This is a genomic window from Nitrosovibrio tenuis, from assembly GCF_900109785.1.
Classification (GTDB): Bacteria; Pseudomonadota; Gammaproteobacteria; order Burkholderiales; family Nitrosomonadaceae; genus Nitrosospira; species Nitrosospira tenuis_A.
Map to the genome: position 1 here is coordinate 78,018 of NZ_FOBH01000006.1, position 14,518 is coordinate 92,535.

General features: G+C 54.2%; 10 protein-coding genes. 3 read left to right on the forward strand and 7 right to left on the reverse strand.

What is annotated here, in order from left to right; all coding sequences use genetic code 11:
• The first annotated feature begins 62 nt into the window (after positions 1-62).
• The 3 genes from holA to lpdA all read left to right on the forward strand — a co-directional run bounded on the left by holA (position 63) and on the right by lpdA (position 4,420).
• Positions 63-1,079, forward strand: a complete 1,017-nt coding sequence (gene holA, locus BMX00_RS09180) for a DNA polymerase III subunit delta (protein ID WP_090828721.1) — start codon at positions 63-65, stop codon at positions 1,077-1,079.
• Between the two features lie 179 nt (positions 1,080-1,258).
• Positions 1,259-2,524, forward strand: a complete 1,266-nt coding sequence (locus BMX00_RS09185) for a glutamate-5-semialdehyde dehydrogenase (protein ID WP_090828722.1) — start codon at positions 1,259-1,261, stop codon at positions 2,522-2,524.
• 51 nt (positions 2,525-2,575) lie between these two features.
• Positions 2,576-4,420 carry a dihydrolipoyl dehydrogenase gene (gene lpdA / locus BMX00_RS09190; protein WP_090828723.1) on the forward strand — a complete coding sequence of 615 codons (1,845 nt, stop codon included), beginning with the start codon at positions 2,576-2,578 and terminating at the stop codon, positions 4,418-4,420.
• Between the two features lie 1,480 nt (positions 4,421-5,900).
• Here the strand turns inward: lpdA and BMX00_RS09200 are convergent.
• From BMX00_RS09200 to BMX00_RS09230, 7 genes are all read right to left on the reverse strand, one after another.
• A complete protein-coding gene (locus BMX00_RS09200; protein ID WP_090828725.1) occupies positions 5,901-6,554 on the reverse strand; it encodes a lytic transglycosylase domain-containing protein in 654 nt (217 codons plus the stop codon).
• 260 nt (positions 6,555-6,814) lie between these two features.
• Positions 6,815-7,306 (reverse strand): c-type cytochrome, encoded by a 492-nt coding sequence (locus BMX00_RS09205; RefSeq protein WP_090828726.1) that lies wholly within the window; start codon positions 7,304-7,306, stop codon positions 6,815-6,817.
• 151 nt (positions 7,307-7,457) lie between these two features.
• On the reverse strand, positions 7,458-8,261 hold the full coding sequence (locus BMX00_RS09210) for a lipase family protein (protein WP_090828727.1): 804 nt from the start codon (positions 8,259-8,261) through the stop codon (positions 7,458-7,460).
• A 118-nt stretch (positions 8,262-8,379) separates the two neighbouring features.
• Positions 8,380-9,147 (reverse strand): 16S rRNA (adenine(1518)-N(6)/adenine(1519)-N(6))-dimethyltransferase RsmA, encoded by a 768-nt coding sequence (rsmA, locus tag BMX00_RS09215; protein ID WP_090828728.1) that lies wholly within the window; start codon positions 9,145-9,147, stop codon positions 8,380-8,382.
• Between the two features lie 109 nt (positions 9,148-9,256).
• Positions 9,257-10,264 carry a 4-hydroxythreonine-4-phosphate dehydrogenase PdxA gene (pdxA, locus tag BMX00_RS09220; protein WP_090828787.1) on the reverse strand — a complete coding sequence of 336 codons (1,008 nt, stop codon included), beginning with the start codon at positions 10,262-10,264 and terminating at the stop codon, positions 9,257-9,259.
• A 13-nt stretch (positions 10,265-10,277) separates the two neighbouring features.
• A complete protein-coding gene (locus tag BMX00_RS09225; RefSeq protein WP_090828788.1) occupies positions 10,278-11,594 on the reverse strand; it encodes a peptidylprolyl isomerase in 1,317 nt (438 codons plus the stop codon).
• Between the two features lie 37 nt (positions 11,595-11,631).
• Positions 11,632-14,445, reverse strand: a complete 2,814-nt coding sequence (locus tag BMX00_RS09230; protein WP_090828729.1) for an LPS-assembly protein LptD — start codon at positions 14,443-14,445, stop codon at positions 11,632-11,634.
• Positions 14,446-14,518: the final 73 nt, after the last annotated feature.

The window sequence follows — 14,518 nt, forward strand, 5'->3', positions numbered from 1 at the left end:
GTTCTGTCAGTAATGGCTCCGCATCCGGAACATATTTCAAATTCCGTGAGCCGTGCATAGCCATGCGTGTTGCCTCCGATCAGCTTCGCCAGCATCTTCACAAACAGCTTGCACCGCTTTACACGGTATTCGGCGACGAATTGCTGCTGACGATCGAAGCCTCCGATCTGATCCGCGCCAAGGCGCGCCAGTCGGGCTATGTGGAACGCGAAATTTTTGCGATAGACCACCATTTCAATTGGGCGGAGCTTCAGCAACGCAGCAGCAACCTGTCGCTGTTTGGGGAGCGGCGGATAATGGACCTGCGTATCCCTTCCGGAAAACCGGGAAATAGGGGTGGCGCGGTTATTGAGGAATATTGCAGTACACTGCCACCGGATACTGTCACGCTTGTCATGCTGCCCAAAATCGACAGGCAAGGCTCGGCGGCAAAATGGTTCAGAGCGCTTGAAGGCGCGGGCGTAATGGTTCCGGTATTTCCGGTGGAACGCGCCCGTTTGCCAGCATGGCTTGGCCAGCGCCTGGACAGGCAAGGTCAAAATGCGAGCCCGGATACTTTGCACTTTCTTGCCGAAAAGGTGGAGGGCAATCTGCTTGCAGCCCATCAGGAGCTTCAGAAACTTGCTTTGCTGTATCCGGCAGGAACGTTATCCTTTGGTCAGGTTAAAGACGCGGTACTGGATGTGGCGCGTTATGACGTTTTCAAACTATCGGACGCGATGATGATTGGCGACACAGCGCGCTACAATCGCGTGCTGGAGGAATTGCACGGAGAGGGGACAGCGTTGCCGTTCATTGTCTTCACACTCGCGGGATTCATCCGCTCCCTGATTACGATTCGCAAGGGACTGGATTCAGGCAGACCGCTCGCCCAACTGATGAATCAAATCAGGGCGAGGATAGATCAACAGAAAGCGATGGAAAGCGCAGCCAGGCGTCTTGACCTTAAACAGTTGGTCGCGGCATTATTGCACGCGGCAAAAATAGACAGGATCAGCAAAGGTGCTGCACAAGGTGATGCCTGGGATGAATTGCTGCAATTGGGGTTGCGGTTTGCTGCAGTTGCGCGTCGGCAATAAGAGAATGCCGGCGATGGCTCCCCAGGCTGATCGGGGCCGGTCCTGCCGACCAGCTGCGACAAAGCGGCAGAGTGTGTAAACAATTTCTCATACGATGCACTGCGCCCCACTTTATGCCGCTTACCTTGATGCACCCACCCGCATAGATTAATTCGTTCTCTCGAATGAAAGGAACTCTGATGGATATCATAGATATCAAAACGTACATGCAATCGATTGGACGTGAAGCGCGTGCCGCATCGCGCCTGGTCGCCAAGGCCGAGACCGGGGCCAAAAATCGCGCGCTCACTCAAATGGCCATGGCCATCAAGCGCGATGAGCAGCGGTTGCTGGATGCGAATGCCGGGGATGTGGAAAACGCCAAAGCCCGAGGGCTGGAGCCCGCCATGATCGACCGTCTGTCCCTCACACCCAAAAGTATTGCAAGTATGGCGGAAGGTCTGCTGCAAATCGCGGCACTGGCTGATCCGGTGGGCGAAATCAGCGACCTGAATTATCGACCCTCAGGTATTCAGGTCGGAAAAATGCGCGTGCCGCTCGGTGTGGTCGGCATTATTTATGAGGCGCGACCCAACGTTACCGCGGATGCCGCGGGATTGTGCCTCAAGGCGGGCAATGCGGCGATACTGCGGGGTGGATCGGAAGCAATTCGCAGCAATCAGGCCATCGCGGCTTGCGTGAAGGAAGGGTTGAAAGCCGCGGGATTGCCTGAAACGGCGATACAGGTGATCGAAACCACCGACCGCGCAGCCGTGGGCGAGCTGGTCACCATGAAGGAATTTGTCGATGTCATCGTACCGCGCGGTGGCAAGGGCCTGATAGAACGCATCTCCAATGAGGCACGCGTTCCGGTCATCAAGCACCTGGATGGCGTGTGCCATGTATATATCGACCAGGGCGCCGACCTGGAGAAGGCCATACGCATTGCCGATAATGCAAAGACTCAGCGCTATGGGACCTGCAACACTATGGAAACCTTGCTGGTGCACGAAGAAATCGCCGGCGAAGTACTGCCTCCTCTATGTAAAATCTACCACGACAAGGGAGTGGAATTGCGCGGTGACGCGGCTGCCCGGGCCATCGTTCCAACAATGAGTGAAGCCAAGGAAGAAGACTGGTACACCGAATATCTCGCGCCGATTCTGAGCGTGCGGGTGGTTAGCGGAGTGGATCATGCCATCGAACATATTGCCGTCTATGGCTCGCAGCATACCGATTCAATCATTACCGAGGACTACAGCCATGCGCGCCGGTTTCTGCGCGAAGTAGACTCCAGTTCGGTAATGGTGAATGCCTCCACCCGCTTCTCCGACGGATTCGAGTATGGGCTGGGTGCGGAAATCGGCATCTCGACCGACAAAATCCACGCCCGCGGCCCAGTCGGGCTGGAAGGATTGACCAGCCAGAAATTCATTGTGCTGGGCGATGGACACATCAGGCAATAAGCGGCGCAACAATAGTCTTAAAAAGCGCCCCGTTTTTAAATCAAGGATTCCATGGCTCAGCTTAGCGAAATCAAACTCCCGGATATTGGCGACTTCAAAGATATTCCCGTTATCGAAGTGTTGGTGAAGCCCGGCGACACGGTCGAGAAGGAAACCCCCCTTATTACTTTGGAAACCGACAAGGCGACAATGGAAGTTCCTTCACCTCAAGCTGGCGTGGTGAAGGAAATCAACGTCAAGGTGGGCGACAAGGTATCTCAAGGTTCTGTAATACTTACTTTGGAAGCAGAGGCACCAGCAGCCAAGGCGGAAACTACCCCAGCCGCTGAATCCGTTAAAGCTGCTGAACCTGCGGAATCGACTGAGCCGGTCAAGAAGCCCGCTCCTTCTGCTCTGGAAAAAGAACGCATGCAGGAGTCCACCGCTGCGATCACTTCGGAATCAGTGCCGTCCCGAGCCGCTCCTTCTGTTCCGCGCGGAGACATTCATGCCGATGTGGTGGTGCTGGGTGCGGGTCCTGGCGGCTATACCGCCGCATTCCGCGCGGCCGACCTGGGCAAGAAAGTGGTGTTGATCGAGCGCTATCCCACGCTCGGCGGTGTGTGTCTCAATGTCGGCTGCATACCGTCCAAGGCTCTGCTGCACATCGCCAAGGTCATTACGGACGCGGAGGAAACCGCGCGCCAGGGCATTGGTTTCGCCAAGCCCGGCATAGAATTGGATAAGCTGAGAGACTGGAAGGAATCTGTGGTCGGCAAACTGACCAAGGGACTAACGGGTCTGGCAAAGCAACGCAAAGTGACGGTGGTGCAGGGGAAAGGCAAGTTCACCTCAGCGAATATGATCCAGGTGGAAACAAAGGGGGGGGTAAAAACCGTGTCGTTCGAACACTGCATCATTGCCGCAGGTTCAAGCGCGGCACGCATTCCCGGTTTTCCCTACGACGATCCCCGCCTCATGGATTCGACCGGCGCGCTGAAGCTGGAGGATATACCCAAGCGCATGCTCATCATAGGCGGTGGCATCATCGGCCTGGAAATGGCAACTGTTTACGACGCGCTCGGGAGCAGGATCAGCGTGGTGGAACTGATGGATCAATTGATTCCCGGTGCGGATGCGGACCTTATCAGGCCCTTGCATAAGCGCATACAAAAACGCTACGAAGCGATTTACCTCAAAACCAAAGTTACCGGCATCGAGGCTCATGAAAACGGCCTGAGGATTACATTCGAGAGCGTTTCAGATACTCCTGCGCCCGAACCGCAAGTGTATGACCGCATTCTGCTTGCAGTGGGTCGCCGCCCCAACGGGGGCGATATCGGCGCTGGAAATGCAGGCGTCATCGTGAATGGGCGCGGATTCATTCCCGTGGATAAGCAGTTGCGCAGCAATGTCCCGCATATTTATGCCATCGGCGATATCGTGGGGGAACCCATGCTGGCACATAAGGCCTCTCACGAGGGCAAGCTCGCGGCGGAAATCATTGCGGGGCACAAGGCCGCTTTCGATGCACGCGCCATCCCCTCGGTGGCTTACACCGATCCGGAAATTGCCTGGATGGGGCTGACCGAAACCGAGGCCGGCAAACAGGGCCTGGAATATGAAAAAGCCGTGTTCCCCTGGGCGGCAAGCGGCCGGGCACTTGCGATGGCGCGCGACGAAGGCATGACCAAGCTGCTGCTGGACAAAAAGACCCGGCGCGTCCTCGGCGCGGGAATGGTGGGCGTCAACGCCGGCGAACTGATTGCTGAAACCGTCCTGGGCCTGGAAATGGGAGCGGATATGGAAGATATTGGGCTCACCATCCACCCGCACCCGACATTATCGGAAACAATCTTTTTCGCGGCGGAAATTGCAGAGGGGTTGATTACCGATCTTTATATGCCGAAGAAATAACTCGCGAGCATCCTGCATGTAATCCTTCCCAACGAATCGTAACTCCATTAATTGGTCACTCATCAGTCGGCCTTGGATCAAGGGCAAACTGAATCTGATCCTTTTATTTTTCTGACAGCAAGGTTTTCTTTTTTCGGACCTGGCTGTTACTCAAGTCGAACACGTTTCCACGTTAACAGCTACGACCGAGTCGTGCCTCTCCGATGTGGATCAAGCAGGCTCCGATATTCTGGATCTGCATTGGCGGAAGCATTCCGCTCTAAAGAAACCTTGGTGCCGCCCAGAATACCCGGGGTCATGGTCACAGACCCATGGCTTGTTCGTTTGTGTCCAATCCCCAACTGGCTCACCGGGCAGACGACCGGAGTACAACAGCCAGGCGATGGCAGCATCCACTCAGACGCGCTGCGCCACTTTTAAACGCATCAGGTGAAGCATAGCGCTTCCCGTCAGACGGGGCTGCTCAGGATGTGCTAGCTCGCCCGAGCCAACTTATGTGCCAGTGCTTGACGACGGCAAAAGCAATTTGACGGTAACCTGAAAACCTGTTCTTTTAGAGAATAGGTCAATTTACCTGCTAATGCAGGATTGCGGGCGGAATTGATGAGGAGCCCTATAGTCTCCTGGACATATTCTGTAAGCGTATTGCAAATTCTGGAAAAAAACGCTGGATAAAAGATATAAAAGGATACCTTTGGTACTTGTAACATTCACAAATTGCTCACGCATACAAAATATATTCTTCACGCATCATGTGTTAATTTAGTCTATCCATTATTCACTTGTTATAACGAAACGGGCGGTATAAATCCGTTGCAGTTGATTTTGGCGTTACGGTTCCGCGCGGGTTTGGCTATGCCGCACGACGCTGGCCAGCCTTACCGACGAGCCCTCACTTGATTCAGCACAGTCTCGTTCAATGGAGGTTACCATGCTTGGACACAGTCGACCCCGTGCCGCATCGTTGGCATGCATATGCTTATCGATATTGATGGTCAGCCAGAATGCTTTTGGGGAATCTCCCAATCCCTCTCTGCAGTCGCTACAAACGCAGATTGACGCGCTGCAGAACAAGGTTAGCTCGTTGCAAAATGCTCTCAACAAGCTCTGCGGGGACAACGTAAACTGCAACCAGCCAACCACAAACATGAATCTGGAACTTGTTAAGCAGACCTTTCATCACTCGGCAGCATCCGTTCGAACGGAGAGTGTAGCTTGTCCCGCAGGGAAAAAAGTGTTGTATGTTACCGGCTCGGCATATGTTACCTACCCGGGCAAATATGTTCCGGTTCTGTATGCAATCCCCAAGAATGACCGTTCGGGTGGGGAGGTTGCGGCGGGGGAACCGACGGGTGCAAGCACTCTCGACTTAACCGTATACCTTCTTTGCGCTAACGTTTAATTAGCGGGCTCACAAAGCGCGTGGCTACACCTCCATTTGGATCGAGAGGTGTCAGACTCGATTGGTTCAAAGAGCTTTTTATGCTCCCCGTTTTGTTTGGGGCAGTTTGCTTAACTGATACCTGCGATAGAGATTCAGTACCTTCGGCACATAAGTTCTGGTCTCTACATACGGCGGGATCTGATATCCGTGTTTGACCACGCTGTTCTCTCCGGCATTATAGCCAGCCAGCGCCAGGCTTAAATTGCCATCAAACATTCTCAGCAGGTCGCTCAGGTAGCGGGCGCCGCCATGAAGGTTTTGCACGGGATCGAACCGATCGGTGACGCCGTACCGCTGCGCGGTTTCGGGCATGAGCTGCATCAGTCCCGCAGCGCCTTTTTTTGAAACCGCCGCGGAGTTGTACCCCGACTCGGCGGATATTACCGCGTGTAGCAGTGCGCTTTCCAGGGCGTAAGTCCGGGCGATCGTGTCGATGATTGAACCGTACTGAACTTTAACAGCCGGCTCAGGCCGCCTGATGCGCGGGCGCGTGATGAATTGATAGCCAGCGCTGCGGTCTGACGCTGATCCTGTAAGTGGAACGTAACGGCGATCCGTTGGTACGTTGCTGAAATGCGTTACGCCATTTTCGTCGATAAACGAATAGATTTCTGCGTGGACTGGCTGTGCCAGGCCGCATGCCAGCAAGACTCCAAGGATTAAAGGATGTAGGACGGGTTTCTTGATCATGTGTGGTGAACCAACCAACCCTGGTTGCTTTCTTCTCCTGTAATCCGACTGACTCACAATTATACTCATGCCTATGGGAACGGATGCGATTGATAGGGCCATTTTGTACTCATATATTGACATAAGGATGTATTCAGGCAACGCCTGACCTTATTTTCCGTTTTTCCACCTTCCTTCAGAATAATTGAAATCATTGTGAAAATATCGCTGGGGCGCGGCATATTCACCTTCGCATTTCGCCATGATAATGCGGTTGGGTTTCATTTGCTGTCGTGCTTGTGTCCATTACTACTGGCAACGAGTTCGCGGTAATTGTCAGGGGTTAAATGCGGCAGCCTCTGCAGGAAGGCGACGATATTCCAGATGTCGCCGTCACCCATGCTCTTGCCCCAAGCCGGCATGCCACTCATCTTGATGCCGTGCTTGATTGCCCAGAAAGCTTCACGCGGATCGACCTTGCCGATCTTGCGCCATGACGGAGGCTTGGGATACAGGCCCAGGCTCAACTCCGATTCTTCCATACCGGGTCCGAGGTGACAGTTGGTACACATCGCGTCGTAGTTCCCGGCACCCAGCTTGATGCGAGTGTCGATGTTCAAATCGGGCGGCGTTAGTGCCCCGGAACGCGCCTGCACCGAACTATCGCGTACTGTGTTGAGGATTTTGAAGGTTACCGGCCAATGGGGGTCGTCTGCCGCAATATTGAATATACCGGAGTAAATGAACACGGCAATGCCGAGAATCCCAATCACGGCGGCAAGGATCAGCAGTTTTACCGTTTTTATTAATGTTTCGAAAGTATATTCCTCGGGCCGAACAAAGAAGACTGGGATGCAGCCCCATCAGTTACAGCTCAGTGCGTGTGTTGCCGCAATAAAATAAACCCGCCGGGCGGTTTATTTGTCATATTCTGTCCACGTAATTCACGGGCGCATGGTCAGCCAGGGGCTTCGGTGGCGCAGAAAAACCGGTCCATCCAAGAGCGGAACCTGTCTCCGGTCCTTTTAACAATTGCAGAGCACCAACATGGCGGTATCCCAATACTTCCGGGGGCAGCGAGGTCAACGCATCCTCGTCATCAACAATTCTAAAGATAGGCAAGCTGCCCAATGAAGCCGCGAACGCTTCATTCCCGACTCGTGGCGAGGCAAAAGTATAAACTGCCTGGGGGGCGCGGCGGAGCGCCGCAAGCGTGGCAAGCGCGGCGCCCAGGCTGTGCCCGGTATAGAAAACCGGACAGGCAAGCGTGGCAAGCTCCTTTTCCATGCTATTCCAGACCGAGTCAAGCGCTTTCCTGAAACCCTGGTGTACGCCCACGGTATTTTGATCGAGCGGGAGTATTCCAAATTCAAAATCGGTGATCAAGCTGTTAATGTTTTGCTCAGTGCCCCGAAATACCAGAACGGCAAATAACGGCTCTGCTGCGGATTCGACCAGCATTGCTTGCGTATTCTGCGAAATAAAGAAACGGCGCTGTTTGAATCCCACGTTCTCCAGGAAACTGGTTCGGGTCGGCTGCCGGGGCGGGTCTTCTTCCTCTATGTCATGCCGATAGACTAGCCTGCTGAGCTCAGCGAGCCACAGCGCATTCCCACGGCTATAGACAGATTTGGCTTCCGGGTTGAATGGCGGAAATTTGTTGCGGGCGAAGAAGTCGGTCGCTTTTCCTGGCTGAAGTAGGTCCTCCCATGTTGTAACGGCCGACATCGTTTCTCCTTTGCATCCGACCCAAGCTTTTTTATAGGCTGTATGACTGCAAATGGCAAAATCGAGGTTGCAGCTCCACAGTGGGAGACGTTAACAAATAGGGCGAACCACCGCGCTATCATTTGCTTAGATGTTCTGCAATCGCCACAAACTGCGCTACCGATAGATTCTCCGCCCGCTGGCCTGGATCGATTTCAAGCCGCTGGTAATCCTCCGGTTTGAGATGGTCGCGCAGCGTGTTGCGCAGGGTTTTGCGTCGTTGCGCGAATGCGGCGGACACAATGGCGGAAAATAGTTTTTCCCTGTCTGCCGCGATAAGCGGCTGTCTGCGCGGGATCATGCGGACTACTGCGGACTCTACTTTTGGTGCGGGGCAGAAGCTCTCGGGTGGGACAATGAAAAGCTGTTCCATTTCGAAACGGCATTGAAGCATGACAGAAAGCCGTCCGTAATTCGAGTTGGAAGGAGCAGCTACCATGCGCGCCACTACTTCCTTTTGCAACAGGAAGTGCATGTCCCGGACCCCTTTTGCGAATTGGCTCAAATGAAACAGGAGGGGGGTGGAAATATTGTACGGAAGGTTGCCTACCACCCGAAGATCGTTCCCCAAGGTTGAGAAGTCGAATTCAAGGGCGTCGCCCGTGTATATAACCAACGTGTCCTGGGAAAACGCCCCGCGCAGGCGTTCGACGATATCCCGGTCGATTTCCACCACATGCAGACAACGGAGAAATTGCAGCAAAGGCCGCGTCAGCGCACCCAGTCCAGGGCCGATCTCAACCAGTAGGTCGTCCTTGGATGGATGAATAGCACGAACAATGTCGGTTACGATCTGAGGATCAACGAGAAAATTCTGGCCGAAGCGCTTACGGGGTACGTGACGCATAATATGCCAGGGTCGCAGAACCTGTTCTTATGTATTGAGATGCCCGCCACGAGTTTTCGGGTGGCATCAATTAGACGATCTATTCCAATCTATTCCGATCTATTCCAATCTATTTCCGGTTTTCAGCCAGTACCGCCGCCATTTGGATTGCGGCAATCAGACTGCCCGGATCGGCCTCCCCGGTTCCGGCCAACTCCAACGCGGTGCCATGGTCCACCGAGGTGCGAATTATCGGCAAGCCCAGCGTTACATTGACTGCCGTGCCAAAGCTGGCGTGTTTGAGAACCGGCAAGCCTTGATCGTGATACATGGCGAGAATGCAATCATATCCTTTTAGTTTGGATGGGTTGAACAAGGTGTCGGCGGGCAAGGGGCCGATCAAATCCATCCCGATCGCGCGTAGCCTGTCGAGCGCTGGGATGATGATATCTATCTCTTCTCGGCCAAGATGGCCCAATTCACCGGCATGAGGGTTCAACCCAGCCACGGCGATGCGTGGCTTGGGGATCGCAAAGCGTGCGATCAAGTCCTGCCGAATTATGCTGAGTTTCTGCTCCAGCAGGCGCTGTGTAATAGCCCCGGACACATCCTTGAGCGGTAGATGGGTGGTGGCAAGCGTTACCCGCATTCCCCCCCCGACGAGCATCATGACTGCCTGGCCGTTCATGAGATGGGACAGGTATTCCGTGTGGCCGGTAAACGCAATGCCGGCATCGTTGATGATGCTCTTATGCACTGGCGCGGTAACCATTGCATCGAATTCGCCGCTGTGGCACCCCTCAGCAGCGCATTCCAGCGTATTTAGAACGTAACGCGCATTGGCCGCATCCAGTTTGCCCGGCGTTGCAGGTCCGGCGAGCGGGATGTGCAGGATACGTAACGCACCCGCCTTGTGCTCAGCATTAGCGGGGGGCGGGTAGTCGATTATTTCCAGGGGAAGCCGTAATAAACTGGCACGTTCCTGCAACAGTTCACGGTCGGCGATGACGACCAGGTTATATGGCAGATCCAGCTGGGCAATCTGAATGCACAGGTCGGGGCCGATTCCCGCCGGCTCGCCCGCTGTAAGAGCGAGTATCGGCTTCGCATCCGACTGCGGTCTCGGAGATGTATTCAGCGGTTTTTCGATTCTAACCTTCCTCAAGCCTGTATTCGACGTAAGCACGGTCGCGCAATCGCTGCAGCCATTCCTGAAAAGCGGCGTCCGCCTTGCGCGCTCTGATCGCCTGGCGTGCCGATTGACGCTGGCGTTCCTGGCTAACGTCCTTAGTCCGATGGTCAATAACGTTGATCAAGTGCCAGCCAAACGGACTCTGCACCGGCTCACTGATCTGGCCGGGTTTAAGCGTGCTCATGGCACGCTCGAATTCTGGCACAGTATCGCCGGGTGAGAGCCAGCCTAAGTCCCCGCCTGAAGGAGCGCTGGCATCCTCGGAATGAAGTCTGGCCAGTTCGTCAAATTTACCGCCATGATCCAGGCGTTCCTTCAGCTCTACAATGCGGCGTCTTGCGTCGGCTTCGGAAGTCAGCTCGCTTATTTTTACAAGAATATGGCGGGCATGGGTCTGATTCACTGTTGTTTCGCCCGATTTCTGATTACGGCGATCGACCAGCTTGAGAATATGTAAGCCGGCCTGGGTTTGAATGACCGGGGTGATCTCGCCGGGCTTCATGGGTGCCAATATCTCCGCAAATTTTTTGGTCAACTGGCCGCCGGGGCGCCAGTCAAGCAAGCCGCCGTCCATTGCGTCCGAGGATTCGGAGAATTCGGCAGCTACCCGCGCAAAGTCAGCACCGTTTTGTAATTGCGCAAGGGCGGCTTCTGCACGCAGCCGCCTGTCGGCGATTTGTGACACATTAGCCTGCTCGGGCAGTTGTATCAGAATATGGGCCAAACGGTATTCATCGTCATGATTGGATGAGCCTTCCTGGCTGTGGAGAAAATTGTCGACTTCTCCTTCGGTTACGTTAACCCGATTATTGACTTCGCGTTCCTTTAGCCGTACCAGAATGATCTCGTCGCGAATCTCGTTCCGGAACTTGTTAAAACTGATCCCGTCCCGTTCAAGCGCGCTATAAAATTCCGGCATCGTCATTTTGTTTTCCTGGGCGATACGCCGCAGGGTCTGGTCGAGTTCCGTATCGCTTACGGTAAGGCCGGTTTCTTTTGCAAGCTGTAACTGGACGCGGTTGAGGATGATGCGCTCCAGCAACTGTTTTTCCAATATCGCAGGGGCGGGCGGCTGCACGCCCTGCTTTTGGAGTTGCTTGAGGGTGGCTCTGAGCACCTCATTGAGTTCCTGGCGGGTAACCACATTCTCATTCACAACCGCCACGATGCGATCTATGGTTTCGATGCCGCCTGCGGAAGGTTGCTGAGCAACGGCTGCTCCAATCACCAGCATGGTCAGCAGAATAGAATAGCGCACCAAAAATTGGGTGCCCATGCGCATAAGCATTATTACAAATTGCAGGGGATTGAACTCATTGTGAAAGTCTATGTTCCCCGCTTTGCGGGCCTTCGACCGGGCTGCTCCCCTGACTGCCGATTTGGGTATAGCCTGGAATACTGCGTTGCAACACCTGGAGGGGGTTTGATCCGATTTGCATCAGTCCGTTCAGCTCAAGCTGTAAAAAAGCCGCTGTGGTTGTTCTTTGCGTGGCGGTAGTAAGATGCTGGACTACGAATCGCAATGACCAGCAGCAGGAATTATACTCAAGTCCGGCAAGTCCTTCCAGAATTCTATGATCCTGCAAGGAGTAATTTATCCGTGCGACAGTCTGCCATTTTTCCGCCCACCGCCATTGGCTCGAAGCGTCGACCTGATGCAAAACATCCCGGGTAAAACGGTATCCCACATTGATCACCTTGCCGGGTTCGGGGCGGTAGCTCAGGCCGGACCGTACCACCTCGGTGCGGAACATTCTCTGATCAAACTGCATGCTGCTATCCGTGCTGATTGTCGGCGTGATAAACCCTGAAACTGCGGCAATAAAATCTGGCCTTCTGCTGATGGTATTCGGTGCGTCCAATGAAATTCGCCGATCTGTGAAACTTACTTGCTGGCCAACGGCAAGGCGCAAGCGTTCTTTGCCGGAGCCAGGCTCTATCAGGCGCGATGTAAGCGCAAAGGTAACCTGATTCGCATCGTTGATGCGGTCACTGCCGCTGAAGCGGTTTTCGGTCAGCATCTGCGCGAAGCTAAAATCGGTCTTGGCCGAGTCGAAATTGGGTAGGCTGCTCTGGTCGCGGAACGGCACATAAACGTAAAAGAGGCGCGGCTCAAGGGTTTGGGTGAATTGCTCCCCACGAAGAGCAATGTTGCGATCCAACATAACGCCGGTGTCCACGCTGAATAACGGCAAGGTCCGGGTTGGATTCGATTCGGGCGACGTGCCGAGGGCATCCAGGTAGTACCGGGTATGGTGTATTCCGATCTTGGGCGTGATGTAGCCAAATGCGCTCTGCATGGGGTAGCTGACGCTGGGAAAGAGCACGAGGCGCTGCCCGCTCACCAGCGTTGGGTGGGAAAAATTCGTCCCGCTGCCTAAGAAATTGAAGTCCGCTCCAAAAACATTCGGTTTATTTATGATCAAGGTTGCTTGTGGCAGGCGCTTGTAAGGCGCTACGATTGTCGCAAGCGGATCCTGGATCGTCTGGAACTGTTGCGCCATCGCGGTAAGACTCAATGTACCTTCTTCCCCGAGGTTGCGGTTGTACCCCACCACACCCTGCTGCAACAGGTTAGTTCTGGAAGTAAGATTCAGGTTATTGCCAAGGTCGCGGAAGTAGTTATCATCGGATACCCGGTTATAGTCAAGGCGGCTCCACCAGCCGTTGGTCAGGTTCTGATCGTGCCAGAACGACGTGCGCCAGCGGTTATGCTTTGTATCCAGATCATACGGCAGCACGTCCAGAAGCGCGGTACCGCTTGAATATTTGGTCAGATAGCGAAATTCATTGTTCAATGCGACGCCGCGCTTGGACATCATGCGCGCCGAAATTGTTGCGTCGTAGTTGGGCGCGATGTTCCAATAAAATGGTAAGGTGAGTTCGAGCCCCGTTTTAACATTGGTACCGTACGTTGGGGCCAGCAACCCGGATTTGCGTTCCTTGCCGTAAGAGAAACTCATCCAGGGCGTATAAAAGAGTGGCACATCCTTGAATGTAAGCTTAACGCCGCGGGCCGTGCCGGTTTTTGTGGAATTGTCGAGTACTATGTTTGTAACCTGGATGAACCAGGATTCATCTCCTGCCGGGCAAGTGGTATAAGTCGCGTGTTGCAGCCGATACTTGTTCTCCCCTTCGAATCGCAGCAAATCGGCGGAGCCCCGGCTACTGGCGTCCTTTAACTGGTAGCTCGGTTGACTCAATTCACCGGTTTTGCTTGCCAGATTAAACTTGAGGCGTGAACCCTCAAGGATGTCTCCGCGTTGTTCGACACGCACCGCACCTTCTGCCTCTGCGTCCTCGGTCGTTTCATAATATTTCATTCGATCTGCGGAGATAAATTGGTCGCCGTTAGTCAGTTCAGCCTTGCCGATTGCTTCGATGTCCCGCCCTGGGTGACCTTGCAAGCGGTCAGCCGCTACGAATATCGGTTTGTTTTTGGCAGATTCAACCGGGGCGCCGGCCACTCCCACCCTGGTTCCAGTGTCTGGTTCAACCTGACCCCCGAGGCGCAGCTTGAAGTCGCTTTCCTGCTCGAAATGCCCACGGATCTGATCGGTCTCAGTACGGGCAAATCTATTTTTACCCATTTCCGGACCGGGCATTGCCAATCTGCTTCCCTCTTGTGGAGGTGTCGCTGCAATGCCCGAGGGCCTCTTTGTAGTAGTCCTCAGCGCGGGTTCACCTTCATGCAGGGCATGTTCCGCCACGCTCTCAACGCCGGCAGTCACAGGCTGATTCTCCTTATGTTCGGCATCGACGGCTGAAACGCCAACCGTAGGTTCATTTTTGGCAGGTGCATTTTTTACTGCCGGCGATGTATAGTTCTGCTGTGGCTTGGGGCGGATACTTTCCGGCAGGTTGTCAGGCCGTTCTTCGGCCGAGATTACGGAGCTGCTGCGCAGATCAGCATCGCCTTTGGCTTCGGTTTCATACTCATGTCGTCCCCGTATGGGCTCGGTATCGATAAGCACGGGTTTATTACCGTTGGTCTCCTTCTGGGCGGGACGAGCTACGCGTTCCTGTTTGTTCTTCGATTCGGTTGATGGTGTTTCGGCACGTACATCACATGCAAGACAAAACAACAAGACTGACCAACAAACAGGGCGGGAAAAACGCGATTTCATGTGAAGGTATTCATCCTGAGAAACATTTCACTTCTATGCGGATGGATGAATTGCCGTTTTCAGAGTAATAAGT